Source organism: Amycolatopsis sp. NPDC004747 (assembly GCF_053601335.1).
The window spans coordinates 24,228-50,374 of sequence record NZ_JBSGBQ010000037.1; the positions used below are offsets into that span (position 1 = coordinate 24,228).

At 72.7% G+C, this 26,147-nt stretch carries 23 protein-coding genes; 6 read left to right on the forward strand and 17 right to left on the reverse strand.

Annotated features, from left to right (window positions below):
• Positions 1-10 precede the first annotated feature (10 nt).
• The 6 genes from ACWEGE_RS39290 to ACWEGE_RS39315 form a co-directional block, all read right to left on the reverse strand.
• Positions 11-2,596: an ATP-binding protein gene (locus ACWEGE_RS39290; RefSeq protein ID WP_449665562.1), complete on the reverse strand. Its 2,586-nt coding sequence runs from the start codon at positions 2,594-2,596 to the stop codon at positions 11-13.
• Positions 2,597-2,675: 79 nt separating this feature from the next.
• Entirely contained in the window at positions 2,676-3,464 is a 789-nt protein-coding gene (locus tag ACWEGE_RS39295; RefSeq protein WP_449665563.1) for an ABC transporter permease, read from the reverse strand.
• Between the two features lie 8 nt (positions 3,465-3,472).
• Complete coding sequence (locus ACWEGE_RS39300) at positions 3,473-4,303, reverse strand: ABC transporter permease (protein WP_449665564.1); 831 nt, start codon at positions 4,301-4,303, stop codon at positions 3,473-3,475.
• Position 4,304: 1 nt separating this feature from the next.
• Entirely contained in the window at positions 4,305-5,507 is a 1,203-nt protein-coding gene (locus ACWEGE_RS39305; RefSeq protein ID WP_449665565.1) for an ABC transporter substrate-binding protein, read from the reverse strand.
• Positions 5,508-5,525: 18 nt separating this feature from the next.
• Positions 5,526-6,602 (reverse strand): ABC transporter ATP-binding protein, encoded by a 1,077-nt coding sequence (locus ACWEGE_RS39310; protein WP_449665566.1) that lies wholly within the window; start codon positions 6,600-6,602, stop codon positions 5,526-5,528.
• 8 nt (positions 6,603-6,610) lie between these two features.
• Positions 6,611-8,032 (reverse strand): gamma-aminobutyraldehyde dehydrogenase, encoded by a 1,422-nt coding sequence (locus tag ACWEGE_RS39315; protein ID WP_449665567.1) that lies wholly within the window; start codon positions 8,030-8,032, stop codon positions 6,611-6,613.
• Between the two features lie 108 nt (positions 8,033-8,140).
• On the opposite strand from ACWEGE_RS39315, the gene ACWEGE_RS39320 reads away from it, so the two are divergent.
• Positions 8,141-8,875 carry a FadR/GntR family transcriptional regulator gene (locus tag ACWEGE_RS39320; RefSeq protein ID WP_449665568.1) on the forward strand — a complete coding sequence of 245 codons (735 nt, stop codon included), beginning with the start codon at positions 8,141-8,143 and terminating at the stop codon, positions 8,873-8,875.
• Positions 8,876-8,908: 33 nt separating this feature from the next.
• A complete protein-coding gene (locus ACWEGE_RS39325) occupies positions 8,909-9,637 on the forward strand; it encodes a cache domain-containing protein (RefSeq protein ID WP_449665569.1) in 729 nt (242 codons plus the stop codon).
• Here ACWEGE_RS39325 and ACWEGE_RS39330 read toward each other — a convergent pair.
• Together ACWEGE_RS39330 and ACWEGE_RS39335 are read right to left on the reverse strand one after the other, a co-directional pair.
• Positions 9,613-9,963 (reverse strand): hypothetical protein, encoded by a 351-nt coding sequence (locus tag ACWEGE_RS39330; RefSeq protein WP_449665570.1) that lies wholly within the window; start codon positions 9,961-9,963, stop codon positions 9,613-9,615. The genes ACWEGE_RS39325 and ACWEGE_RS39330 overlap by 25 nt on opposite strands.
• 58 nt (positions 9,964-10,021) lie before the next feature.
• Positions 10,022-11,467, reverse strand: a complete 1,446-nt coding sequence (locus ACWEGE_RS39335) for a PucR family transcriptional regulator (protein WP_449665571.1) — start codon at positions 11,465-11,467, stop codon at positions 10,022-10,024.
• A 101-nt stretch (positions 11,468-11,568) separates the two neighbouring features.
• Between ACWEGE_RS39335 and gabT the strand changes: the two genes are divergently transcribed.
• From gabT to ACWEGE_RS39350, 3 genes are read left to right on the forward strand one after another with little or no spacing between them, the layout of a single operon-like run.
• Positions 11,569-12,924, forward strand: coding sequence for a 4-aminobutyrate--2-oxoglutarate transaminase (gabT, locus tag ACWEGE_RS39340; protein ID WP_449665572.1), 1,356 nt, complete (start codon positions 11,569-11,571; stop codon positions 12,922-12,924).
• Positions 12,921-14,348 carry an aldehyde dehydrogenase family protein gene (locus tag ACWEGE_RS39345; protein WP_449665574.1) on the forward strand — a complete coding sequence of 476 codons (1,428 nt, stop codon included), beginning with the start codon at positions 12,921-12,923 and terminating at the stop codon, positions 14,346-14,348. Before gabT ends, ACWEGE_RS39345 begins: the two co-directional genes overlap by 4 nt.
• 56 nt (positions 14,349-14,404) lie before the next feature.
• Entirely contained in the window at positions 14,405-14,692 is a 288-nt protein-coding gene (locus ACWEGE_RS39350) for a hypothetical protein (RefSeq protein WP_449665575.1), read from the forward strand.
• On the opposite strand, the gene ACWEGE_RS39355 is transcribed toward ACWEGE_RS39350, so the two are convergent.
• The 5 genes from ACWEGE_RS39355 to ACWEGE_RS39375 all read right to left on the reverse strand — a co-directional run bounded on the left by ACWEGE_RS39355 (position 14,689) and on the right by ACWEGE_RS39375 (position 19,948).
• On the reverse strand, positions 14,689-15,345 hold the full coding sequence (locus ACWEGE_RS39355; protein ID WP_449665576.1) for a response regulator: 657 nt from the start codon (positions 15,343-15,345) through the stop codon (positions 14,689-14,691). The genes ACWEGE_RS39350 and ACWEGE_RS39355 overlap by 4 nt on opposite strands.
• Positions 15,342-16,472, reverse strand: coding sequence for a sensor histidine kinase (locus ACWEGE_RS39360; protein WP_449665577.1), 1,131 nt, complete (start codon positions 16,470-16,472; stop codon positions 15,342-15,344). The genes ACWEGE_RS39355 and ACWEGE_RS39360 overlap by 4 nt, the downstream gene beginning before the upstream one ends.
• Positions 16,473-16,516: 44 nt before the next feature.
• The gene (locus tag ACWEGE_RS39365; protein ID WP_449665578.1) at positions 16,517-17,674 is read right to left on the reverse strand and encodes a serine hydrolase domain-containing protein; all 1,158 of its coding nucleotides are present in this window, start codon (positions 17,672-17,674) and stop codon (positions 16,517-16,519) included.
• Positions 17,675-17,777: 103 nt separating this feature from the next.
• The gene (locus tag ACWEGE_RS39370; RefSeq protein WP_449665579.1) at positions 17,778-18,545 is read right to left on the reverse strand and encodes a helical backbone metal receptor; all 768 of its coding nucleotides are present in this window, start codon (positions 18,543-18,545) and stop codon (positions 17,778-17,780) included.
• Positions 18,542-19,948: an RNB domain-containing ribonuclease gene (locus ACWEGE_RS39375; protein ID WP_449665621.1), complete on the reverse strand. Its 1,407-nt coding sequence runs from the start codon at positions 19,946-19,948 to the stop codon at positions 18,542-18,544. The genes ACWEGE_RS39370 and ACWEGE_RS39375 overlap by 4 nt, the downstream gene beginning before the upstream one ends.
• Positions 19,949-20,073: 125 nt before the next feature.
• Here ACWEGE_RS39375 and ACWEGE_RS39380 point away from each other — a divergent pair, with 125 nt between their 5' ends.
• Positions 20,074-21,018 (forward strand): ATP-binding protein, encoded by a 945-nt coding sequence (locus ACWEGE_RS39380; protein ID WP_449665580.1) that lies wholly within the window; start codon positions 20,074-20,076, stop codon positions 21,016-21,018.
• Here ACWEGE_RS39380 and ACWEGE_RS39385 read toward each other — a convergent pair.
• The 4 genes from ACWEGE_RS39385 to ACWEGE_RS39400 all read right to left on the reverse strand — a co-directional run bounded on the left by ACWEGE_RS39385 (position 21,015) and on the right by ACWEGE_RS39400 (position 26,146).
• Entirely contained in the window at positions 21,015-21,200 is a 186-nt protein-coding gene (locus ACWEGE_RS39385; RefSeq protein WP_310970663.1) for a hypothetical protein, read from the reverse strand. The genes ACWEGE_RS39380 and ACWEGE_RS39385 overlap by 4 nt on opposite strands.
• A gap of 31 nt (positions 21,201-21,231) precedes the next feature.
• On the reverse strand, positions 21,232-24,444 hold the full coding sequence (locus ACWEGE_RS39390) for a hypothetical protein (RefSeq protein WP_449665581.1): 3,213 nt from the start codon (positions 24,442-24,444) through the stop codon (positions 21,232-21,234).
• A gap of 95 nt (positions 24,445-24,539) precedes the next feature.
• Entirely contained in the window at positions 24,540-25,526 is a 987-nt protein-coding gene (locus tag ACWEGE_RS39395) for a C40 family peptidase (RefSeq protein ID WP_449665622.1), read from the reverse strand.
• A 17-nt stretch (positions 25,527-25,543) separates the two neighbouring features.
• Positions 25,544-26,146 carry a hypothetical protein gene (locus tag ACWEGE_RS39400; RefSeq protein WP_449665582.1) on the reverse strand — a complete coding sequence of 201 codons (603 nt, stop codon included), beginning with the start codon at positions 26,144-26,146 and terminating at the stop codon, positions 25,544-25,546.
• Position 26,147 lies beyond the last annotated feature (1 nt).

Here is a 26,147-nt window from a genome sequence, read left to right on the forward strand (position 1 = left end):
AGCCGGTGGGTCAGTCCGGCAGCGTGGCCAGCTTGTCCGCCACCCGGCCCGCGTCTTCGTGCTTGAGCTCCCGCAGGATCGCCTGGCTGTCGCGCCAGGCCTGGCCGGCCGAGGCGAAGTCCCCCACGGCGTGCTGGGTGTCCCCGAGCTGTTCCAGGGCGTGCGCCGCCCAGTACCGGTCGCCGAGCCGCAGGTCGATCTCGAGGGAGTCGCGGAAACACCGCAGAGCCCGGGCCGGACGGCCCAGCCGCCGTTCGATCTCCCCGATGTTGACCAGCACGTCCGCCCGGCCCTCCGGGTGCTTGACGGTCGTGTAGTAACCGAGTGCGCGTTCGCACAGCGGCAGCGCCACGTGGTTGTGCCCCAGCAGGGACAGCTGCCGGCCCATGGCGTTCAGGGTGTCGGCCTGGCCGAGCAGGTTGTCCCCGTCCCGGACCAGCCGCCAGGCGCGGTGCGAGTGCCGGAAGGCTTCGAGGTGGCGGCTCAGCGGCTCGAGGACGCGGGCGAACGCCAGGTGCGTGGCCATGGACCCGCCGAGCTGCCCCAGTTCCCCGAACAAGGCGGCCGCTTCCCGGAGGTGGCCGAGCGCCTCCTCCGCGTGCCCGAGCCTGGCCAACGCCGGTCCCAGGTGGCGCAGGGCGGTCGCCTGCCCCTCGACGTCGCCGGCGCGCCGGGCCGCGGCGAGGGCGAGCCGGTGGACGGCGACCCGCTCGTGCCACCGGCCGCTCCGCCGGAGGAACGTCGTGCAGGCCAGGGCCAGCCGCCAGGTCCGGTCGGCGAAGCCGTGCTCGGCCGCGAACGCGACCACGGCCAAGAGCGTGGCGCACTCGTCGCCGAACCACCGGGTCGCCTCCTCATAAGTGGTGATGACCGGCAGGTCGGAGGCGAGCAGGGACCACGGCGACCGCATCTCCGCGTCCAGGCACGGCTGGATCACCGAGTCGGCCAGCACGGCGGCGCGCAGGTAGTACTCGACGAACCGCCCGGCGGCATCGCGGCGTTCGGCCGCCCGCGGGTCATCTCGGCCCAGCTCGGTCGCGTACGCCCTGAGCAGGTCGTGGAACCGGTACCGGCCCGGCACGTGTTCGGAGACGAGGTGGGCGCCGGTGAGTTCGGTCAGCACCTCGCCGACGTCGGACGGCGGCCGGACCACCGCGGCGCAGGCGTGGCGATCGATGTCCGGGCCCGGGTGCACGGCGAGCAGCCGGAACAGCCGGGCAGCCTCGTCGGAAAGGATGTCGTACGACCAGGAGAACACCGACCGCAGGCTGAGGTCCGGCTCCCCGAGGTCGAGCACGTCGAGCCGGCGGCGTTCGCCGCGGAGTTCGCCGGCCAGTCCGCTCAGGGGCCGCCCGGCCCGCCTCGCGGCCCGTGCGGCGACGATGCTCAGCGCCAGTGGCAGCCGCTGGCACAGCTCGGCCAGCTCCGCGGCCGCCTCGGGTTCGGCGTCGAGGCATTCGCGGCCGACGCGTTCGGCGAGCAGGCTCCGGGCCTCTTCCGGGGACAGCACGTCCAGGGCGATGCTGTACGCCCCTTCCCGCACCACCAGCCCGTCCAGGCGGCGCCGGCTGGTCACCAGCACCAGGCTCGCGGTTCCGGCCGGGAGCAGCGGCCGCACGTGATCGGCCGACCGGGCGTTGTCGAGGACGATCACCAGCTGCCGCTCGGCGACGAGGCCGCGGTACAGCGCGGACCTCGCCTCCTGCTCGAGCGGGATCGCGTTGGCGTCCAGCCCGAGCGCCAGCAGGAATCCGTGCAGGACCTGGCTCACGTCCCGCGGCTCCCGGGGACCGAACCCGTGCAGGTCGACGTACAGCTGCCCGTCGGGGAACCGGTCCTTGACCCGGTGTGCCCAGTGCAGGGCCAAGGTCGTCTTGCCGATCCCCGCGCTCCCGTCGATGGCCGTGATGACGACCGTCCCGCCACCGGCCGATCCGTCGCGCAGCGCCGCCAGCAGGGCCAGTTCGCGGTGGCGGCCGACGAACTGCGGGATGTTCATCGGCAGCTGGTGCGGTACCGGCGGGCCGGCCGGCGCCAGCGCGGGAGGCACCGGCCCGGCCGCTCCGCCGAGCCGGATCCACGCCACGGTGCTCGTCTCCTTGACGGTGACGCCGACCTGCCGGTACAGGTGCCGCTCCGCGGCCGGGCTGTGCCAGACCACCTCGTCGAAGAACCACTTCGAGGCGATCACCGCGAGGGCGGCCGCCGAAGAAGCCACCGCCTGCTTGAGCGCCGGGGCGTCGAGCAGCCGGAAGGCGAGGTTGACCGAGGTTCCGGCCACGCCGTGGGCGTCGTAGCGGACCTCTCCCGCGTGCAGGGCGACCCGCAGCCGGATCCGCTCGGGTGCACCGGCCGTCGCATTGTGCTTCTCCAGAAGTGAAAACAGGTTCCGGACGAAGGAATCCGCGAAGACGCTCTTCGGCACTGTCGCGGCCACCAGCACAAGCACGCCGTCGCCGCAGTCCTCGTGGTCGGAACTCGCCCAGGGGATGCCGGACCGGGTGAAAGCCAGCTCCAGCAGGCGGTACAGCTCGGTCCGGATCGCCACCCGATCGGAATCGGCGCGCCGCGGATCGCCGTAAGCGACCACGTCCACGGCAACGATCATGCGATGCACGGCAACCACGGGAAAAGCCTGAAGGCCGGCCGGCCGAATGGCAAGGAACGAAACTCCCTCAGAGACGGCCACCGGAAGCGGTGTCACCGGAAAGGCGCTGGGCCAGGTACACCGGAACCGTCGACACGACGATCAGCACCGCCGCCACCACGTTCACGATCGGGGCCTGGTTGGGCCGGAACAGGTTGTCGTAGATCCAGATCGGCAGCGTCTCCATGCCCGTGCCCAGGGTGAACGTCGTCACGATGATCTCGTCGAACGACAGCGCGAACGCCAGCAGGCCGCCCGCCAGCAGCGCCGAGCGCAGCATCGGGAACGTCACCAGCCGGAACGTCGTGAAGCCCGTCGCGCCGAGGTCCATCGACGCCTCCTCCAGGTTGCCGCCCATCCGGCGCAGCCGCGCGACGACGTTGTTGAACACCACCACGATGCAGAAGGTCGCGTGCGCGATGATCGCCGTCAGCAGGCCGAGGTCGATGCCGAGGATCGTGCGGAACGCGTTGTTCAGCGCGATGCCCGTGACGATCCCCGGCAGCGCGATCGGCAGGATGATCAGCAGCGACACCGGGTTGCGGCCGAAGAACCGGTAGCGCTGCAGCGCGAACGCGGCCATCGTGCCGAGCACCAGCGCGATCGCCGTCGCCGCCAGGCCCGCCTGGACGCTCGTCCACAGCGCGTGCAGCGCGCCTTCGTTGGACGCCGCGCGGCTCCACCACTCCAGCGTGAAGCGCGACGGCGGCCAGCCGAACGTCGTGTCCGCGTTGAACGACTGAAGCAGCACCACCACCAGCGGGAAGTAGATCACCGCCAGGCCGAGCCCCAGCGCCGTCCACAGCAGCTTGCGCATGCGCGCTCCTAGAGGTTGTCGAGCGCGCCGGTGCGGCGCACCGCGGCCAGGTACCCGAGCATGATCACCACCGGCACGGTCGCCACCGTCGCCGCGAACGGGAGGTTGTTGGCCGCGCCGATGTTGTCGTAGACGACGTTGCCGAGCATCTGCGACGTGCCGCCGACGATCTTCACCGCGATGTAGTCGCCCAGGGACAGCGAAAACGTGAAGATCGAGCCCGCCACGATCGCCGGGAACGTCAGCGGCAGGATCACCGAGCGGAACGTCCTCGCCGAGCGGGCCCCGAGGTCGCCCGAGGCGTCCACCAGGGAATCCGGCAGCCGGTCGAGGCCCGCGTAGATCGGCAAGATCATGTACGGCAGCCAGAGGTAGGACAGCGTCATGATCGTGGCCGTGACACCGTAACCGGGCGAAATCGAGCTCAGCGCGCCGTTGCCGGACAGCATCGAGCGCCACGCATACGCCTTCACCAGGTAGCTCGCCCACAGCGGGGTCATCACCGCGATCACCAGGATCCGCTGCGCCCGCGGCGAAGCGAGCTTGGCCATCGCGTAGGCCATCGGGAACGCGATGACGGCGTCGATCACCGTCACCAGTGCGGCGATCCCGACCGTGCGGAAGGTGATCGTGCGGTAGACCGCGTCGGTGAACAACGTCGTGAAGTTGTCCAGCGACCACTCGATGACGACCTGGCCGGTGAAGGCGTCGGTGTGCCAGAACGCCGTGACGAACAGCGCGGCGAGCGCACCCAGGTAGGCCAGGCCGAGCCAGAGCAGCGGCGGCGAGAGCAGGAAGCCCAAGCGCAGCTTGGGCTTCCGGTAGAAGAAGGCGGTCATGTCAGCCCTTGATCTCGGTCCAGGCCTTCGTCCACTCGCCGTAGTCCTTGCACTTGACGTCCGTGCGGCCGTCGAGGCACTGTGGGATCGGCGTTGTCCAGTAGGCGATCTTCGCCGCGTACGCCGGGTCGTTGGCGTGGTAGGTGTCGCAGAGCGTCTTGTCCGTCAGCTCCGCGCACGCCTTCGTGTTCGCCGGCGCCTCGCCGAAGTACTCGGCGACCTGGGCGTTGACCTTCGGGCTGATGATGTAGTCGAGCCACTTGTACGCGCACGTCTTGTGCGCCGACTTCGCCGCCACCATCCAGGTGTCGGACCACCCGGTCGCGCCTTCGCTGGGCACGGCGGCTTCGAGGGGCGCGCCCTCGCCCTTGGTCAGGTTGACCGTGACCTGCCAGGCGGTCCCGACGACGGCGTCGCCGTTCTTCAGCGCCTGCGACTCCTTGAGGTAGTCCGACCAGTACTCGGACACCAGCGGCCGCTGCTGCTTGAGCAGGTTCACCGCGGCGGTGAACTGCTTGTCGTCGAGGGCGTACGGGTTCTTGATGCCCAGGTCCGGCTGGTGCGCCTGCAGGTACAGCGCGGCGTCGGCGAGGTAGATCGGCGAGTCGTAGGCGATCACCTTGCCCTTGTAGGGCGAGTTGGCGTCGAACATGACCGACCACGAGGTCGGCGCGGGCGTCACCTTGTCGGTTCGCCAGGTCAGCAGGTTCGCGCCCCAGCCGTGCGGGATGCCGTAGGCCGTGCCGCCCACGCTGTTCCAGGACTTGTTCTTCAGGAACGGCTGGACGTCGGCGTAGTTCGGGACGAGCGCGGTGTTCACCGGCTCGGCGTCGCCCGAAGCGACCAGCCGCAGGGACGCGTCACCGGAGGCCGACACGACGTCGTACTGCCCGGTCTTCATCAGCGTCACGGCTTCGTCGGACGTCCCGAACGGCTTGACGTTGACCTTGCAGCCGGTCTGCTGCTCGAACGGCGTGACCCAGTCGACCTTCGGGTCGTTGGAGCCGTTCTCCGCGTACCCCGGCCAGGCCAGCACGTTCAGCTGGCCTTCCGGCTGCCCGAGCGCCTTGAGCGCTTCGAGCTTCGGCGGCGTGAAGCCCTGCGCGCCGGGCGGCGCGGCGGAGTTCGAGCCGGACGTGCCACATGCAGCCAACAGCAGGCTCGCGCCGAGGATCCCGGCCAGCCGCGTCTTCCTGTTCTTCATGGCAACCCCTTCGAGGAACTACTGGACCTGGAAGCTGTGTTCGTTCCGCCAGGTGAGCCGGACGCGCCCGTCGGCGAAGGCCACGTCGTCGGTGTTCTGCCGGACGACCGAAAGCCGGCCGCCGGCGTCGAGGGCGACCGAGTAGCGCACGGTCGCCCCGGCGTAGACGACGTCGGTGACCGTGCCGGTGGCGCTGGTGACCCCGGCCGCGGCGGGCTCGGACAGGTCGCCGTCGATGCGGATCTTCTCCGGCCGGATGCTGAACAGCCCCGGCCGCCCGATGACGCTCTCGGCGCCGCGGCCGCCGAGCAGGTTCGACGTCCCGACGAACCCGGCGACGAACGCGCTCGCGGGCCGTTCGTAGACCTCTTCGGGCGGGCCGACCTGCTCGATCTTCCCGTCGTTGAACACCGCGATGCGGTCGCTCATGGTGAGCGCTTCGTCCTGGTCGTGGGTGACGAAGACGAACGTGATGCCGACGTCCCGCTGGATCTGCTTGAGCTCCAGCTGCATCGCCTGCCGCAGCTTGAGGTCGAGCGCGCCCAGTGGTTCGTCGAGCAGCAGCACCTTGGGCCGGTTGACCAGCGCGCGGGCCAGTGCGACGCGCTGGCGCTGGCCGCCGGACAGCTGCGCGGGCTTGCGGGAGCCATAGTCCTCCAGCCGCACGGTCTTCAGCGCTTCGAGCGCGCGCTCCCGGCGTTGCCGCTTCGGGACGCGCTTGACGCGCAGGCCGTACTCGACGTTCTGCTGCACGCTCATGTGCGGGAACAGCGCGTAGTCCTGGAAGACCGTGTTGACGTCCCGCTCGAACGGCGCCAGCCGGCTGACGTCGTGGCCGTCGAGCTCGATCGTGCCCTCGGTGGGCAGCTCGAACCCGGCGATCATGCGCAGCACCGTCGTCTTGCCGGAGCCGGACGGGCCGAGCATCGAGAAGAACTCGCCGGGCGGGATGTCGAGGTCGACGCCGTCGACCGCGTGGACGTCACCGAAGTGCTTGCGCAACCCGGAAAGCCGGATCGCCGGGCGCGTGCTTTCCGGCGTGGCGGGCTCTTCCCGCGTCTCGGACGGTGCTTGGTTGGGCGCTTGGTTGGGCACGGCCAGCCTCACAGTGCGCTCATCACGTGCTTGACGCGCGTGTAGTCCTCGAAGCCGTAGAGGGAGAGATCCTTGCCGTAGCCGGACTTCTTGAACCCGCCGTGCGGCATCTCGGCGACCAGGGGGATGTGCGTGTTGATCCAGACGCAGCCGAAGTCGAGCTTCGCGGCGAGGCGCATGGCGCGCTGGTGATCGCGGGTCCACACCGAGGAGGCGAGGGCGTACTGGACGCCGTTCGCGAGCTTCAGCGCCTCGGCTTCGCCGGAGAACCGCTGGACGGTGATGACCGGGCCGAAGATCTCGTCCTGGATCGCCTCGTCGTCCTGCCGGAGCCCGGAGACGACGGTGGCCTCGTAGAAGTAGCCCTCCTCGCCGGCCCGATGCCCTCCACAGTGGACTGTCGCGTGCGCGGGCAGCCGGTCGACGAACCCGGCCACCTTTTCGAGCTGGGCGGCGTTGTTGAGCGGGCCGTACAGGACGTCTTCGTCGTCCGGCTTGCCGGTTTTGGTCCGCTCCGCCTGCCGGGTGAGCGCGGCGACGAAGGTGTCGTGGACGTCGTCGGCGACCAGCACGCGGGTGGCGGCGGTGCAGTCCTGGCCGCCGTTGAAGTACCCGGCGACGGCGATGGCCTCGGCGGCCGCTTCGAGGTCGGCGTCGCCGAAGACGATGACCGGCGCCTTGCCGCCGAGTTCCAAATGCACGCGCTTGACGTCGTTCGCGGCGGACCGCGCCACTTCGACGCCCGCCCGGACCGAGCCGGTGATCGACACCATCGCCGGGATGTCGTGCTCGACCAGCGCGCGGCCGGTGTCGCGGTCGCCGCAGATCACGTTGAACACCCCGGGCGGGAAGAACTCGCCGGCGATCTCGGCGAGCAGCAGCGTCGACGCCGGGGTCGTGTCGGAGGGCTTGAGCACCACCGTGTTGCCGGCGGCGAGCGCGGGGGCGATCTTCCAGATGGCCATCAGCAGCGGGTAGTTCCACGGCGTGACCTGCGCGCAGACGCCGACGGGCTCCCGCCGGACGAAGGAGGTGTGGCCTTCCAGGTACTCGCCCGCGGACCGGCCTTCGAGCACGCGCGCGGCCCCGGCGAAGAACCGGACCTGGTCGAGGACCATCGGGATCTCTTCGGACATCGTGAGCGCGATCGGCTTGCCGGTGTTCGCGGACTCGACCCGGACGAGCTCTTCGGCGCGGGCTTCCAGTGCGTCGGCGAGCTTGAGCAGCGCGAGCTGGCGCTGGGCGGGGGTGGTCTCGCGCCAGGTCTCGAACGCGGTCGCGGCGACCTGCAGCGCGTTGTCGACGTCTTCGGGCCCGGCGATCGGGGCGGTGCAGTAGGGGCGGCCGGTGACGGGGTCGACGATCTCCGCCGTCCGGCCCGACTTGGACTCGGTGTACGCGCCGCCGACGTAGTGCTTCAGCTCCTGCACGATCACTCCTCGGTGCTGACGGGAGCTAAAACATATGACTCCATATGTAATAGGACAAGAGGATGGGGCAAGATTGGTGCGAACGAGTAGTCCGGCTGGAGGCACGCGATGCGCAAGGGCATGTCGCACAGCGCGCGATCCGCCATGTTCGCCCCGCTCGGCCAGGTCGGCCGGGCCGAGGCGGTGGCGGCGCGGCTGGTCGACGCCATCACGCTCGGCCTGCTCGCCGACTCCGAACAGCTGCCCAGCGAGGCCGACCTGGCCGCGCAGTTCGGCGTCTCGACCGTGACGGTCCGGGAAGCGCTGGTGGCCCTGCGGCAGCAGGGGCTGGTCGAAACGCGGCGGGGGCGCAGCGGCGGCAGCTTCGTCCGCGCGCCGGCCAACCCTCCCCCGGACGAGTGGCGTTCGCGGTTGCGCGAGGTGTCGCTGTCGGACCTGCGGGACGTCGGCGACCACTACCTCGCGATCGCCGGGGCGGCCGCCAAGCTCGCCGCCGAGCGCAGCTCCCCCGAAGACGTCGCCCGGCTGCGGCTGGCGGCCGACGACCTCCGCACGGCACACGGTATCGACTTCACCCGAGCGGAGCGGCAGTTCCACCTGGAGGTCGCGGCGGCCGCGCAGTCACCGCGGCTCACCCACGAAGAGGTCCACCTGCAGAGCGAGCTGGGCGGGCTGCTGTGGCTGCCGCTCGGGCCGTCGGCCCCCTCGTGCGAGGAGCACGCGGCGATCACCGCGGCGATCGCCTCGGCGGACGGCGAACTGGCCCGCAAGCTCACCGAGGAACACGTCCTCGGCGCCCTCGACCGGCTCGCGGACGTGCACCTCGACCTGCTCACGCCCTAGACTTCCGCTACTCCGCGCATCGAGGTGAGCACCGTGAACGACACCCGCACGCTGGCCGGCGACGAGGTCGTCGAGCAGGTTTCCGCTTTGGTGGAAGGGGTTTTCGAGCGGCTCAAGCCCCTGCTGGCGGCCGCCGAGTCGGTCCTGGCGGACGCGCCGTCCGCGGCGGGCCTGCACCGGATCCGCCCGCAGGTCACCGAGGCGCTCGGCGGGCTGATCATCGGCGCGGGCTTCGTCAGCGCCCCGAACGTGCTGACCGACTCGGAGTTCGGCTTCGAGTGGTGGACGGCCGGCGAACCCCCGGCCCAGCTGTTAATCAGCCTCGACCCGGCGAGCGAGAACTTCCTGGACTACACCCGCCAGTCGTGGTTCACGGTCCCGCGCGACACCGGGCGCCGGCACATCAACGGCCCGTACGTGGATTACCTGTGCACCGACGAGTACACGCTGACCTTCACGATCCCGGTGGTCTTGGGTGGTGCCTTCGCGGGCGTGGTGGGGGCGGACGTGTACGTGCGCGAGTTCGAGAAGGCGGTGCGGCCGCGGTTGCGCGCGCTGGGGCGCGCGGCGGCGTTGCTGAACGCGCAGGGGCGGGTGATCGTGTCGAACAGCGTCCGGCAGGCGACCGGGTCGCTGGTCCGCGAGGCCGACGTCCCGGCGTGGTGGTCGGCGGGGGCGGCGCCCGGGCCGGCCCTGCGGCGCTGCGGGGATTCGCCGATCGTGCTGGTGACCGGCGCTCAGGGCCCGCCCATCAGCGCGTAGCCCACGAAGCAGCCCGGGGTGGCTTGGACCAGGACGGTCAGCGGCGTGGGCGCCGGCCGGGTGACGAACACGGGATGCGCTGTCCCGAAGAGGGTGGGCACCTCGTCGACCCGGGTCAAGGAGGGTTCCGGTGGCGCGCAGTGCGGCGCCGGGGTGTCGCACCAGCCGGCCCCGGCGCAGGTCGCTTCGCTGTGGTAGTCGCGGCCCGCGTGGTGGATGCGGTACGGGAGCCCGCGCTCGCCCGGCAGCGCGTACCCGAAGTGGTTGGCCGTCCACGGCAGGAACGCCGCCCCGCCCGCGGCCGGCAGCAGGACCACGAGCGTCACCGCGGCCACTCGTTTGCCACCCATGAGCAGGAGACGCGCGAGGCAACCCGCGCGTTGCTCAGGTCTGCAGCGCCACCCACAGCTCGGCGCGGACGCCCGGCGAGTCCAGGTCACGGCCCAGCAGTTCCTGCGCCTTGGTGATCCGGTTCCGCAGCGTGTGCCGGTGCACCCCGAGCCGCGCGGCCGCCACGTCCCAGTGGCCGTGGTGCTCGAGCCAGCAGCGCAGCGACCCGACCAGGTCGCCGCGGCCGGTTTCGTCGTGGTGGCGCAGCGGGGCGAGCACGCCGTTGGCAAACGCCTGCGCCACCACCGGGTCGATCAGCGACAGCAGGCCGCGGCCGGTGTGCTCGGCCGCCGAGACCAGGATCTTGCCCTCGGCCTCCGCCGCCTGGGCCGCCAGCTCCGCCTGTTCGAGCCCGGCCGCGAAATCGCGCGGGGCGACCGGCCCGGCCACCCCGCCGTGCAGGCCGCCGATCCGCAACGCCGCTTCGGCGGCCGGCTCGACCACGCTCGCCGGCCCGAAGACGACCACCGACGCGCCGGATTTCGCCGCGAAGAGCTCTCCCTCCAGCGCTCCGAGCAGCTTGCGCCGGGCCGCGGGCGGGCCGAGGAACACCAGCACCGACCACGGCGACTCCGGCGGCTCCCCGCCCGCCGCGGCCAGCACGCGCAGGGCCAGTTCGGCCTGGCCGCCCACGAGCAGCTCCACCAGCCCGGTCCGCAGCGCTTCCCGCGCCGCCGCCTGGGCGCGATCCTGTTCCAGCGCCAGGGAAAGCACCGAGACCGCGGTGTTGACGATGTGCTGCCCCGCCGAGTCGAGCGAAGCACCCACCGCGAGCACCCGCCGCGCACCGGTGTCCAAGGTCTGCAGCACGACCTCGCGGCCGTCGAGCGCCACCACCCGGGTGCCGGCGCGAAGCCGCTCCAGTTCGTCCCGCAGCGCAGGGCCGTACGCGCGTGCGCTCGCCGGAGCCGCCTCGGTGACGGTGGTGCGCTCGAACAGCAGCGCCCAGCCGTCGACCAGCTTGGCCAGCTTGCGCAGCACCCCGGCCGGGCCGCCGCTGCCGACCGCCGCGCGGGTCAGTTCCTGTTGCGCGCGGCCGATGCGGACCGTCGCCGCGTACTCGTCGGCCGCCACCGCCCGCGAAACCGCACGGGTGATCGCGATGAACGGCGTCTTCCTCGGCACCTCCAGCACCGGCAGGCCCACCGCCGCCGCCGTCTCCACCAGCGAGCGCGGGACGTCGTCGTGGCTGAGGCCGACGCCGAACCCGAGGCCCGCCACGCCGGCCTCGACCAGGCGGCGCACGTAGGCCGGCGACGTCCGTTCGTCCAGCGCGAGGCCGGTGGTGAGCAGCAGCTCGCCGCCCTCGAGGAAGGCCTGCGGGTCGGTCAGCTCCGTCGGGTGGACCCAGCCGATCGGGCGGTCCAGGACGTCTTCGCCGGTCAGCACCCGCAGCCCGAGCGGGCGCTCGGCGGCCAACCCGGCCAGCGTGAGTGCCATAACGGCCAATCGTACGCCCCGAGTTGTCCAGATCGGCCACCTGACGACCGCCCGGTAACCACTCATCCTGAGGACGTCCACCGACTTCCCAGGAGCACGCCGTGACCGCAAGCACCACCGCCGGGCCACAGGCCCCGGCACCCCGCCAGCGCAGGCTGCAGACCGAGATCCCCGGCCCCCTCTCGCGCGAGCTGCAGCAGCGCCGGGTCGGCGCGGTCGCCGCCGGGGTCAGCTCGGTGCTGCCCGTCTACGTCACCTCCGCCAGCGGCGGCCTGCTCACCGACGCCGACGGCAACGTGCTGATCGACTTCGGCTCCGGCATCGCGGTGACCAACGTCGGGCACTCCGCGCCCGCCGTCGTCGACCGCGTCCGCAAGCAGGCCTGCTGGTTCACCCACACCTGTTTCATGGTCACGCCGTACGAGGGGTACGTCGAGGTCTGCGAGGCACTGGCCGAGCTCACGCCGGGCGACCACGCGAAGAAGTCGGTGCTGTTCAACTCGGGCGCCGAAGCCGTCGAGAACGCCGTGAAGATCGCGCGCACGGCGACCGGGCGCCAAGCCGTCGTCGTGTTCGACCACGCCTACCACGGCCGCACCAACCTCACCATGGGCATGACCGCGAAGTCCGTGCCCTACAAGCACGGCTTCGGCCCGTTCGCGCCGGAGATCTACCGGGTCCCGGGCTCGTACCCGTTCCGCGACGGCCTGTCCGGCCCGGAAGCGGCGGCGCTGGCCATCGACCGGATCGAGAAGCAGATCGGCGGCGACCAGGTGGCCGCGGTGGTGCTGGAGCCGATCCAGGGCGAGGGCGGTTTCATCGAGCCCGCGCGCGGCTTCCTGCCCGCGATTGCGGCCTGGTGCCGCGAAAACGGCGTCGTCTACGTCGCCGACGAGGTCCAGACGGGCTTCTGCCGCACCGGTTCGTGGTTCGCCTCGACCGACGAGGACGTGGTGCCGGACCTGATCGCGACGGCCAAGGGCATCGCGGGCGGCCTGCCGCTGTCCGCCGTCACCGGCCGCGCGGAGCTGCTCGACGCGGTCCCGCCGGGTGGCCTGGGCGGCACGTACGGCGGCAACCCGATCGCCTGCGCCGCCGCGCTCGGCTCGATCGAGACGATGAAGAACGAGGACCTCGCGGCGTCGGCCAAGCGCATCGAAGGCGTCGTGCTGCCGCGGCTGCGGGCGCTGGCCGCCGAGACCGGCGTGCTCGGCGACGTCCGCGGGCGCGGCGCGATGCTGGCCGCGGAGTTCGTGAAGCCCGGCACTTCGGAGCCCGACGCCGACCTGACCAAGCGCGTCGCGGCCGCGTGCCACCGCGCCGGGGTCGTGGTGCTGACCTGCGGGACCTACGGGAACGTCGTCCGGTTGCTGCCGCCGCTGTCGCTGGCCGACGACCTGCTCGACGAGGGCCTCTCCGTGCTGGAGCACGCCGTCCGGACGGAGGTCCGCGCGTGACGTTCCCGTTCTGGGTCGCCGGGAAGCCGGTCACCGCCGGTGCGACCGCCGTCGTCCGCCACTCGTTCGACGGCTCCGAGGCCGGCACGCACTTCGTTCCTTCGGAGGCCGACGTCGAAGCGGCGGTGCAGGCCGCGGCCGGCGTCGCCGGCGAGTTCGCGACGCTGCCCGCGCACGTCCGCGCCGGGGCGCTGGACCACGTGTCCCGATCGCTGGGTGAGCGGTCCGAGGAGATCGCGTCGTTGATCACCGCGGAGTCGGGCAAGCCGCTGAAGTGGGCCCGCGGCGAAGTGGGGCGCGCGGTGTCGACGTTCCGCTGGGCGGCCGAGGAGGCCCGCCGGTTCTCGGGCGAGCTGCAGCGGCTCGACACGGACCCGGGCGGCACCGGCAGGCTGGCCCTGGTGCGGCGGGTGCCGCGCGGGCCGGTGCTGGGCATCACGCCGTTCAACTTCCCGCTGAACCTGGTGGCGCACAAGGTGGCCCCGGCGATCGCGGTGGGCGCGCCGATCGTGCTCAAGCCCGCGCCGTCGACCCCGCTGACGGCGTTGCTGCTGGGCGAAATCCTGGCCGGCGCCGATCTGCCGGCGGGGTCGTGGTCGATCCTGCCGGTGGACAACGAGACGTCGTCGCGGCTGGTCGAGGACCCGCGGCTGCCGGTGGTGTCGTTCACCGGCTCGGTCCCGGTGGGCTGGGCGATCCGCGACCGCGTGCCCCGCAAGCACGTGGCACTGGAGCTGGGCGGCAACGGCGCGGTGCTGGTCTGCCCGGATTGGCCGGACCTGGACTTCGCGGCCCAGCGGATCGCGACGTTCGGGATGTACCAGGCGGGGCAGTCGTGCATCTCGGTGCAGCGGGTGTACATCCACGACTCCGTTTACGACGCGCTGGCTTCGAAGGTGGTTTCGCAGGTGCGTGCGCTGGGGGTGGGCGACCCGCGCGCCGACGGGGTCGACGTCGGCCCGCTGATCAACCTCGACGCCGCCTCGCGGGTGGAATCGTGGGTTTCCGCCGCGGTTTCTTCCGGCGCCCGGTTGCTGACCGGCGGCGGCCGCTCGGGGGCCACGGTGGAGCCGACCGTCTTGGCGGACGTGCCCGAGGACGCGTCGGTGATGGCCGAGGAGGTGTTCGGGCCGGTGGTTTCGCTGGTCCGGGTGTCTTCGGTGGCCGACGGTGTCGCGCGCATCAACGCGTCCCGGTTCGGCTTGCAGGCCGGGGTGTTCACGCGTGACGTGCCGACGGCGTTCGAGGTCTCGGCGGCATTGAAGGTGGGTGGCGTGATCGTCGGGGACGTGCCGAGCTTCCGCGCCGACCAGATGCCGTACGGCGGGGTGAAGGACTCGGGCGTGGGCCGCGAGGGCCCGGCGGCGGCGATGGCGGACTTCACCGAGGAGCGCGTCACGGTCCTGACGGGATTGACGCTGTAAAACCGCTCGCTCCCGGTCCGGCCCGAGCGTAGTTTCGGGCCGGACAAGGAGGGCGCATGACGCTGCCTCGCAGGGGTTCGCGGCTCATCACCGTCGACGGCACCGAGTACCGGTGGACGGTCCGCCGCAAGCCGACCTATGCGCAGGGGCTCGGCGCCACCATGACCTTCGCCGTCGAACTCGCCGAGCGCCCCGGTGCCACCCTCGTCGTGGACACCGGCCGGCCGCGGCCCGACAACTGGCTCCACCTCCCGGCCGAGCCCGTCCGCCCGGCCGAAGTCGTCGCGGCCGTGCGAGCCGCGGTGGCCCGTGGCGTGGACTTCGCCGCGCCTCTGCCGCGCTAACCGTGCCCCGGGACCGCGAGCCCCGTCTCGTAGGCGACGATCACCGCCTGGACCCGGTCTCGCAGCCCCAGCTTGCTCAGCAGGTTGCTCACGTGGGTCTTCACCGTGTGTTCGCTGACCACCAGCTCGGCGGCGATCTCCGCGTTCGACAGCCCGCGGGCGATCATCGTCAGCGTCTGCCGTTCCCGGGCGGTCAGCTCCGCCAGGCGCGCCGGGGAAGGCGGCACGGCCGGGCGGGCCGTGTACTGCGCGATCAGCCGCCGGGTCACCGAGGGCGCCAGCAGGGCGTCCCCGGCCGCGACCACCCGGACCGCCTGCACCAGGTCGTCGCGGCGGACGTCCTTGAGCAGGAAGCCGCTCGCGCCCGCCCGCAGCGCTTCGTACACGTAGTCGTCCTGGTCGAAGGTCGTGAGCATCAGCACCTGGCAGGACGTCGACGCGCAGACGATCTTCGCCGCCTCGATGCCGTCCATCCGGGGCATCCGGATGTCGAGCAGCAGCACGTCCGGCACATGGGAGCGGACCGCGTCGACCGCCTCGGCACCGTCGCTCGCCTCGGCGACGACCTCGATGTCGGGCTGCGCGCCCAGTATCATCGCGAACCCGGCGCGGACCAGCTCCTGGTCGTCCGCGACGACCACCCGCACGGTCATGCCCGCGCCCCGAACCGCGCCCGGACGCGGAACCCCGGGCCGTCCGGGCGCGGCCCGGCCGTCACCTCGGCGCCGCACGCGCCGGCACGTTCGCGGATGCCGATGAGGCCGTGCCCGCCGGTGCCGGTGGCGGGCCCGCCGCGGCCGTCGTCGGTGATCTCGAGGGTCAAGGTGCCGTCCTGCCAGTCGAGGCGGACGCCGGCGTGCCGGGCGTCCGCGTGCTTGACGATGTTGGTGAGGGCTTCCTGGGTGATGCGGTACGCGGCGACCTCGGCGTCCGGTGCGAGCTCGCCCGGTTCCCCGGACACGGCGAACGTGATGTCCGTGCCCGCGCCGGACGCGCCTTCGACCAGCCGCGGCAGCTCGGCGAGCGTCGGCTGCGGGGCGGGCGAGCCGTCGTCGGTCTTGAGCACGGTGAGCATCCGGCGCAGCTGGGCCATCGCGTCCCGCCCCGCCGACGCGATCGCGTCGAAGGCCGCCTCGGCGCGGGCCGGATCGCCGGGCAGCGCCACCGGGCCCGCCTCTGCCTGCACGACCATGAGGCTGACCGCGTGGGACAGGATGTCGTGCATGTCCCGCGCGATCCGGGCGCGTTCCCGTTCCGCCGCCCGTGCGGCTTCGGCGAGCCGCTCGCGCTCCAGCCACTCGGCCCGCTCGCGGGACGCCACCGCGACCCGGCCGATCGCGTAGGCGGCGACGAACAGGATCCCGCTGCGCAACGCCGTTTCCGACGACGCTGTGAGCAGGCTTCCGCCGACCGTGACCACCAGGGCGGCGACCCGCGGCCACGGCGCCGACCGCACCGCGACGGTGTAGAGCGCGATCAGCACGCCGTACCAGACCGGCTGGGCCGGGACGTTCCCGGCGAAGTCGTAGGCCCAGGCGCCCACCAGGCCGGCCAGCAGCACCGCGACCGGGAACCGCCGCCGCCACCCCAGGGCTCCGGCCGCCGCCAGCACGACGACGACACCCCACGCGTGCCACGAGCCGCCGGCCGGGTTCGTGCGGGAGAAGAACGGCCACAGCCCGGCCACCGCCACGCCCGCGGCGAGCGCCACGTCGACACCCACGGCGGGCAGCGCGCGCAGGCGGCGGGTCAGGGGTTCGAGAACCGGCGAGGCGGACACAGGACGTGATCCTGCCCGCTCCCCGGGTCCCGGCGCCCACCCGGTCATCCGCGCGCGGCCAGCGTCATCCCGGCGGCGACGATCCGCTGCGTGACCGGGGTCGGGTTGTCGCCGTTCTTGGCGTCGTTCGCGGTCAGGCCGTAGACGAGCCGCCGCTGGCCGTCGCGCGTGCCGCCGATCCCCGCGAGGTAGCCGTACCAGCCACCGCTCTTGCCCCAGACCTCGCCGACGCCGGGCAGCTTGAACCGCTGGAGGCCGGCACCGAAGCTCGCGGGCTTCCCGGAGACGTCCATGACCGGCGGCACGGCGAACAGCTCCGGCTGGACCGACGGCGGCAGGAGCCGTCCGCCCAGCAGCGCCTCGGTGAAGACGTCGAGGTCCCGGGTCGTCGAGACGATGCTGCTGGAGGCCCAGCCGAACGACTGGTCCCAGCGCGTCACGTCCTGGAGGGAGCCGTCGGTCATGATCTGGTAGCCGTGCAGGTACGGGCCGTGGAGCGCGGGGTCGTGCCCGGGCGCGGTGGTCCCCCTCAGGTGCAGCGGGCGCACGATCCGGTCCCGGACCTGGCTTTCGTAGCTGCGTCCGGTGACCTTCTCGACGAGCATCCCGGCGACGATGTACCCGATGTTGCGGTAGTGCTGCGCCGTGCCGGGCTCGAACTCCTTGGTGCCCTTGGCGAAGGCCGCCGCCACGTACTGCTCCGGCGTCCAGCGGTCGAACCGGTGCGCCACCACGTACTCGATGCTGTCGTCTTCCAGGACGGGGCTCGGCAGGCCGCTGGTGTAGTCCAGCAGCTGCCGGACGGTCACCGCGGGGTACCCGGCCGGCAGCAGGCCGGGCAGGTACTCCTGCACGGTGCCGTCCAGGGCGATCCGCTGCTCGGCGACCAGCTGCAGCACGACGACGGCGGTGAACACCTTGGTGACACTGCCGATCCGGAACCGCGCGTCCGGGTCGACCCGCGCCCCGGTGCGGCGGTCGGCGACGCCGGCGGTGCCCGTCCAGCAGCCGTCCGGGCCGGTGGCGCGGACCAGCGCCGCGTTGACGGCGTCGTTCGGCAGGCCCGTGATCGCCTGCTCGAGCGCGGTGGTGTCCAAGGGTTTCGACGCCACACAGGCGTGGCCGGGAGTCGTGGCGAACGCCGGGGTGGCGGTGCCCGCGAGGGTGACGGCGAGCAGGGCTGCGGCGACGTGCTTGATCATGGTGAAGGCTCCTCGGTGGGTTCCGGTGCTGCCTTCGATCATGGTTTTCCGGGGCTCGCGGCGGATCGCCGGTGAGAGCGATTCCCCGGCTCACTCTCAGGGACTAGTCCAGCGCTTCCGTCAGCGCCTCGTGCGCCTCGACGAGTGACGGCCCGTACCAGGTGAGATACCGACCCGAGACCAGGACGTACCGTGCGTCCGGGAAGTGGTCCGGGCCGTCGTCGGCCGTGAACAGGTACGGCTCGTCCGGCAGCACCAGCAGATCCGCGTCCGCGCTCAGGTGTGCCCGAATCTCCTCCACGTCCCGTCGCGGATAACGTTCTTCCGAGGTCGCGTACACGTTCGCCACGCCCACCCGCCGCAGCACGTCCCCGGCGAACGTGTCGCGGCCCAGGACGATCCACGGCTTGCGCCACACCGGGACCACCGCGTGGAAGCGCGCCGGCCGGACCTCGCGCCAGGCCTCCTCCGCCTCGACCAGCCACTCCGGTTCGTCCAGCTCGTACGCCTGCGTCAGGATCCGCCGCAGGGAGCCCAAAGCGGCGGGCACCGAAGCCGCCGCGGCCATCACCCACACCGGGATTCCGTTGGCGCGCAAGCGCTCCACGTCGTCCTGGCGGTTCTCCTCCGCATTGGCCAGCACCAGGTCCGGCGCCAGGTCGAGCACCCGGTCCAGCTTCGGGTACTTCGAGCCACCCACCCGCGGGACGTCCAAAGTGGACGGATGCGTGCAGTAGTCCGTCGCGCCCGCGAGGCGGCCGGGCGCGCTGACCTCGACCGCTTCGGTCAGCGACGGCACGAGCGACACCACTCGCGAAGCCGGTCCCGAAAGCGGCACCGGTTCACCGAGATCGTCGACCAGGTACGTCATGCGCGTTCGAACGACACCTTCCGCTTTTCGACGTCCACCGCGGTCAGCCGGACCGCGATCCGCTCCCCCGCGGTCAGCCGCTCCCCCGCGCACTTCGCCATCACCGTCGGGTCCTCGACGAGGATCTCCGCCTTGTTCTCGTCCGCGCGCAGCACCACCGCGCTGAACTCGCCGCCGACGTGCTCGGCCAGCACCCACGCCTCGACCTGGTCGATGCACGCCCGCTCGACCTTCGCGGCGAGGGTGTCCGACGCGCTCATCCGCTCAGGGACGTCCGCCAGCGCCGCGCGCACCCACTCGGGGACCTCGCGCCCGGCCGAGACGGCGAGGCAGATCTCCGTGGCGAACCGGTCGACCAGCCGCCGGATCGGCGCCGTGACGTGCGCGTACGCGCCGCCGATGCCCGCGTGCGTCGTCAACGCGGGCACCTCGCCGTCGAAGGCCGTGTAGCCCGCGCCGCGCAGCAGCCGGGTCGTGTCGGCGTAGAGCGCCATCGACGCCGGCTGCCCCGGGTCCAGTTCGGACAGGAACTCCGACACGGTCGCCTCCGGCGCCCACGGGATGCCCAGCGCCTCGGCCGAGCGGCGCAGCCAGTCGACGGCCTCGGGCTCCGGGTCGGGCAGCGTGCGCAAGACACCGATCCGCGCGTCGAGCATGATCCGCGCCGCGGCCATCCCGGTGAGCAGCGAAATCTCGGCGTTCCATGCGTCGACGGCGGTGCGCGGGCGGCGGGCGAGCACCCAGCCGCCGTCCGGGTCGCCGGTGATCTCCTGCTCCGGCAGCTGCAGCTCGACCGCGCCGCGCCGGACGGCCAGCTCGCGCCGCCGACGGCCCAGCTCGGGCAGCGCGGCCACCGACGGGTGCGGGTGGCCGGCGTCGAGCGCGGCCTGCACCGTCTCGTAGTCGAACTGCTCGGTGGACCGGATCAGCGCGCGGCGGACGCGGGTGGTGGTCGGCTCGCCGGCTTCGTCGGTCTCGATGGTCCAGAGCACCGCGGGCCGGACCTCGCCGGGCAGCAGGCTCGCCGCGCCTTCCGACAGCACCGGCGGGTGCAGCGGGACGTTGCCGTCGGGCAGGTAGAGCGTCTGGCCGCGCAGGCGGGATTCGCGGTCGAGCGCGCCGCCGGGCGGGACGAACGCGGCGAGGTCGGCGATGGCGTAGTGGACGCGGAAGCCGTGCGCGGTCTTCTCGACGACCATCGCCTGGTCGAGGTCCTTGGACCCGGGCGGGTCGATGGTGACGAACGGGAGGTCGGTCGCGTCCTCGCGGGGACCCGCGCCGGCGAGCGGGTCGAGGACCGCCGCCTCCGCCTCGGCCAGCACCTCGGGCCCGAACGACTCCGGCAGCGAAAACTCGGCACGCAGGGGGCCGAAGTCCCCGCCCGCCGAGTGTGTCCTGATCACGAGGGGAGGCACCCCCCAACCCTAACCCGCTCCGGGCCCGGAGATCGCCCGATCGGGCGCGGGCCGGTCGGGTGTACGTTGCTCCGGTAGTAATGAAAACCGTCATCATTACTAGGAGGGCTCCTGTGAAGATCGCGTTCGTCGGCAAGGGCGGCAGCGGCAAGACCACGTTGTCGTCGCTGTTCGTCGCGTACCTCGCCGACGCCGGGCTGCCGGTGCTCGCCATCGACGCCGACATCAACCAGCACCTCGCGGTGGCGCTCGGCGCGACCGAGGAGGAAGCGCTCGCCTGGCCGACGCTGGGCGACAACATGGCCCTGATCAAGGACTACCTGCGCGGCGACAACCCGCGGATCCCGGACGCGGCGTCGATGATCAAGACGACCCCGCCGGGCCGCGGGTCGAGGCTGGTCCGGCCGTTCGAGGACAACCCGGTCTTCGCGGCGTGCTTCCGGCAGCTGGGCGGCATCCGGCTCGGCGTCACCGGCCAGTTCGACGAGGACGACCTCGGCGTCAAGTGCTACCACTCGAAGGTGGGAGCGGCGGAGCTGCTGCTGAACCACATGATCGACGTCGACGGCGAGTACGTCGTGATGGACATGACGGCGGGGGCGGACGCGTTCGCGTCGGGGCTGTTCACCCGGTTCGACGTGACGTTCCTGGTGTGCGAGCCGACGATCCGCAGCGTGGGCGTGTACCGCCAGTACGCCGACCACGCCCGCGACTTCGGCGTGCGGCTCGTGGTGGTGGGCAACAAGGTGACCGACGCCGACGACGTGGAGTTCCTCCAGGACCAGGTCGGCCCGGCGCTGCTGGGCTGGATTTCGGCGTCGGGCCACGTCCGCGCGGCCGAGCGCGGCGCGACCCGCCCGATCGCGGAGCTCGAGCCGCGCAACCTCGAGACGCTGGCCTTGATGCGCGCGTCGGTCGACGCGGAGCAGCGCGACTGGGCGAGGTACCAGCACCAGGCGGTCGAGTTCCACCTGCGCAACGCGACGGCCTGGGCCGGCGCCGACCTCGCCGCGCAGGTGGACCCGGAGTTCGTGCTCAGCCCGCGGCTGCCGGTTTAGTCGTCGTCCTCGGCATCGGCCCGCCGGGTGCGCTCCCGGGCGATCTCGAGGGCGCGCCGGGCGGTGGCCTCGTCGGGGTACGGGCCGAGCAGGTCGACGCTGCGGCTGCGTTCGAGGTGCTCGACCTGGTGCGTGCGGGTGTTGTAGTACCACCCCTGGTCCGGGTTCGGGTCTTTGGACATGGTCCTAGGTTCGCACCCCCGGGCCGGTTTTTCAGCGCTTGTACCGGTAGGGGATCTCGGTCGGCTGCCCGGTGGGTCCGAAGTCCGGCGGTTCTTCGGGTTCCTTGGTTTCGGTGAACTCGTCGAACCAGCCACGCGGGGTGCCCCGGGGTGGGGTTTCGGGTTCTTGGCGCGTGGGCTGCGGCAGCGGGGTGTCCCGGCCGGGGAAGACCGGGCGGGCGTTCGGGGCCGGGGGTGGAACGGGCGGCATGGTGCCCGGGCCGGGGAAGACCGGCCGGGCCGGAGCGGCGTGGCGGGCCGGGAACGGCTGCGGGGTGGATTCGGGGCCGGGGAAGACCGGTTTGGGGCGGGTGGGCGGGGCCGGGTTTTGGGCTTGGCCGGGCTGGGGCGGGGTGGTTGGCGGGGTGATCGGTGCTGGGGTGGGGGCCGGGGCTTCGGGGGTCGGGCGTTGCGCTGGGGCGGGAGCGGGCGTGGCGCCGGTGGCCGGGGTGGTGCTGGCAGCCGGGTTGGGGCCGATCGCCGGAGTGGGGGTGGCGGCGGCCGGGGTCAGGCCGGTCACGGGGGTGGCGCCGGTCGCCGGGGCGGCGCCAGCCGCCGAGGTGGTGCTGGGAGCCGACGTGGCGCCGGTCGCCGAGGCGGCGGCCGGAGTGGCGCCAACCGCCGGAGCGGCGCTGGGCGCAGGGTTGGCCCCGGGAGGCCGAGTGCCCCAGGGAGTTGCACTGCCGTCGGCGGCCGGAGCTGCCCCGGGAGCCGGCGTGGTGCCGGCCGCCGGAGTGGCGCCGGCCGCCGTGGGGAAGCTGACCGGGCCGGTACCGGGCGCGATCCGGGCGCCGATCGGGTCGGTTCCCTGCGCGGGGCTGGGCGCGGTGTAGGAGCCGCCCGGGCCAGGCCCCGGCGCGGCGTTCGGAGCCGGCAAGCCTGCGGGTCCCCACGGCGGCTTGGGCAGGTGAGAGCCGACCATCGGAGCCGGCGCCTCTGTCGAGGAAGCCCGAGCCGCATCCGCCGAGGCGGCAGCCGGCTGAGGAACTGCATCGGGTGCGGCCTGCGGCTGTGCCGGTTGCGCGCGACCCGGCACATCCGTCGGGGGCGAACCGGCACCGGGGGCGTGCGATTCCGCGCCCGGCTGCACGCCCGAGGAGGCCGACGGCTGCGGAAGCTCGGCAGCCACCTGCGGCTCGGCAGCCGGTAGCTGCGGAATGGCCGACGAACGTTCCTGGGGCGCGGTGGGCGGCCCCGGCTGTAGAGCGGACTCGATCGGGTGGGCCGGCTCCGGCTCCGCCGGGCTGGGTGCCGCCGCCTCGGTGAGGCCCGGCTCGCTCGCCGGAGGCTCGGGAAGTGCGGGGGCAGCTGCCTCGGGCTGGGGCTCGTTCGACGCCACCGGCTCGGCCGCCTCAGGTCCGGCCACTCCAGGAGCGGCTGCCGCTGGTTCGGTCGGTGCAGCTTCTGGCGCAGCAGGTTCGGCCGCCACGGCTTCGGCCGCTGCAGGTCCCGCCACCGCGGGTTCGATCACCGCGGGTTCGGCCGCAGCAGACCCTGCCGCGGGTTCAGCCGCAGCAGGCCCCGCCGCGGGTTCGATCACCGCAGGATCAGCCGCATCAGACCCAGCCGAGGGCTCAGCCGCAGCAGGCCCCGCCGCGGATTCGGTCACCGCAGGTTCGGCCAAAGCAGGCCCAGCCGCGAGTTCAGCCACCCCAGGTTCGATCGCTGCGGGCTCGGCCACAGCGGGCCCCGCCGGGCGTCCGGCCACCTCGGGTTCGATCGCTGCGGGTTCGATCGCCTCCGGGCGGGAGGCTTCCCTTGGTGCCGGTTCGGCGGTAGCCGATTCGGCCTCCTCCGGCAGGTCCGCCTCCTGCGCCGCAACTTCTGGCTGGTCGGAGTCCCGGTACACCGGTCCCGTCGATGCCGGTGCAGCGGCCTCCAGACGATCCGCAGGTTCGCGCGGCGCCGGTGCAGCCTCCTCCGGCCTCACCTCAAACTCATCGGATTCCGATGCAGCAGCATCCGGCCGATCGGTCGCTCCCGGCACCGCTGTCCCGGCCACCTCGGGTTGATCCGCGGCAGCCGGCCGCGGCGCCACCTGCGCCTCCGCGCTGCTCACCTCTTCCGGCTCAGGGGCGGTCGCCGGCCGCTCGGGCTGGGCAGGCCTGGCCTCAACCGGCTCAAGCCCAGCCGCCGGCTGCTCCGGGCGGGCCGGCAGGGCCTCACCCGGCTCAAGCCCGCCAGCCACCGGCCGCTCGGGGCGGGCAGGCGCGACCTCCCCCGTCTCAAGCCCAGCCGCTGGCTGCTCGGGCCGGCCCGGCGGGGCCTCCCCCGACTCAGGCTCACCAGCCGCCGGTCGCTCGGGCACGAGCTGTCCCGGCTCAAGCCCACCAGCCGCCGGCCGCTCGGGCACAGCCTCTCCCGAGTCAAGCCCGCCGCTCACCGGCCGCTCAACCCGAGCCGGCGCCGGCGCGCCCACCTCAGGCCCACGGCCCACCCCAGCCGACGGCACCCCAACCGGCTCCGAACCCCGCGACGGCGGTGCCGCATGCCGAGGCGACGGTGCCTTCACCGGCGGGTCCTGCTCCACCGTCACCGACCGCTGAGGCTGCACCTGCTCCGGCGACGACCGGGCCCACGCTCCCGGGGCCTGCTGCTCCGGCGTCCCCGGTACCGACTGCGCCGGCGGTGGGTGGGGCACCGTTCGCCACACCGGGGCCGGGCCGATGTTCATCGGGGCCGGGGCCGCCGCCGGGGTTCCGGGTGGGGCGGCCGCCGGGGGTGCCGGGCGGGCGGGCGGCTTCGGGATCGGGTCCAGGCACGACACCAGCACCGACGTGTCCTCGGGGTCCTCGACCTTGCGGCCGCTCCGCTCGCGGTAGACCATCTCGCCGTCCGCGTCCATCTCCACCAGGTAGCCCGCCTCCGCGAGCTGCTCCTCGTCGAGGTCCGCGAGCCGTTCGTAGCGCGAAGGCACGACCCGGTAGATCGGCCACGCCAACCCCGCGTTCTGCGCGTGGAACTGGGCCAGCAGCGCCGCCATCTGGTGCTGCCACGGCAGTGACATGCCCTCCGCCAGCGAACGCGGCAGCACCACGTACCCCGCGTCCACCCCCGGGTACCCCTGGCCGAGCTGGTCGGCGAGCGGGGTACTGGACGCGGGACGGGCGCTCTGCCGGGGCGGCTGAGGCGCGCCGAACAGCGCCGCCGGGTCCCGGGGCTCGCCCGCTCCGGGCTTGCCCCGCCTGCCGAATTTGCGTCCCACGTGCTCATCCTCTGCCAGTACGCGGCCGCCTGCTCGTGGAAGCGCCGCGACGTCGGTGAATCGGTGCGATCGTGTCCAGGCCCTCGCGCCCCATGCTAAACGCCGGGGCGGACCGCCTGCGGCACCAGTTCGCGCTCGTCGAACGAGAAGGCCCGGGTGTGCACCGGGACACCGGTCTGCTGCGCCTCGACGACCTTGTTGTCGCCCAGGTACATCATCACGTGGTGGATGGACGACGGATCCGACCTGTCCGTGGCGAGGAACAGCAGGTCACCGGGCTGTGCGTCCCGCACCGGCAGGTACGCGCCGGCGTGGTACTGATCGCGTGAGACGCGCGGCAGGATGATCCCCGCCGACTCGTACGCCCGGAGCATCAGTCCCGAGCAGTCGTAGGAATCCGGTCCCGTGGCGCCCCACACATACGGCTTCCCCTGCTCGCCCAGCGCGAAACTGATCGCCTTCGCGGCGGCCTGGCTGGGCGGCAGCAGCGCCCCCATGCCGGTGCCGCAGGCGACGACGTCGACGACCTGGCCGACCGTCTCCACCAGCGTCGCCGCCATCGGCTCCCACTTGTGGTAGCGGTCCGGGAAGCCCGAGCGCTCCACCGCCTGCGCCGCGTCGCCCGGGCGCTTGTTCTCCCAGTCCGGCACCGCGAGCAGGACGTCGTAGAACTTGTTGACCGCGTATGTCGGGTTCGTCACCTCGGCGACCGAGCCCCAGCCCATCGACGGCCGCATCTGGAAGATGCCCTGGGAGTCGCGGTCGCCGTAGGTCAGGTTGCGCAGCCCGGACTCGGTCATCCCGGCCTGGATCGCGACCTGCCACGCGCGCGGCGCCAACGTCCGCTGCTTGCCGATGGAGATGATCAGCGCGACGATGCCGCGCTGCTCGTCGTCCAGTTTCGACGCGTCGACCTTGCCGCGGTCGCCCTGGCCGGGCTGGGTCGGCCCGACCGAGGCGTCGCAGCTCATCAGGTTCACGCCGCGGGCCTGCGCCTGCTGGTTGTCGATGACGACCTTCGCGGCGACCGCGGTCACGACCAGGGCACCGATCGCGAGGAACACGACCAGCCCCAGCCACAACCCCAGGCGCCGCACGGTCAGCTCGCCTGGTCGTAGTCGGCGACCCGCCAACCGGCGTTGGTGCTCACCACCGTGATGGCCAGCTTCGGCCCGTCGGTCGGGATGGTCAGCTGCACCGAGCTCGGGTACGCCGTGCCGACGACCGGCTCACCGGTGACCTTCGAGGCCGGGATGTTGGACGGGTCCACCGTCGACATCACCGGCAGGTACTCCTCGGTGGTGAACGGCTTCAGCTGCGCGAGCCACTGCTCGGAGGTGATCCCGGCCGGGTGCCGCACCCAGGCCGCGGCCCACTCCTTGGCGACGCGGATCGCGTCGGCGTTCGGCGTGGTCGGGGTCGGGGTGGCCAGCGGGGTCGACAGCCGCGTCGGCAGGTTCGACGTCGGGACCGGCGCCGCGATGCCCGGCGCGGTCGACGTCGCCGAAGTGGTCGTCCCCGGGCCGCCCGGTGACGCCTTGGCCTGCGGTTTGCCGATCACCTTCGGCAGCACGATGCCGAGCGCGGTGATGAGGATGGCCAGGAACACGAGCGCGCCGACGAGGTGGCGCGGCGAGCGCAGCGGCCAGCCCCACAGACGGCGGTAGACCGCAGCGCGGCCGCGGTTGGTGCGGATCGGCATC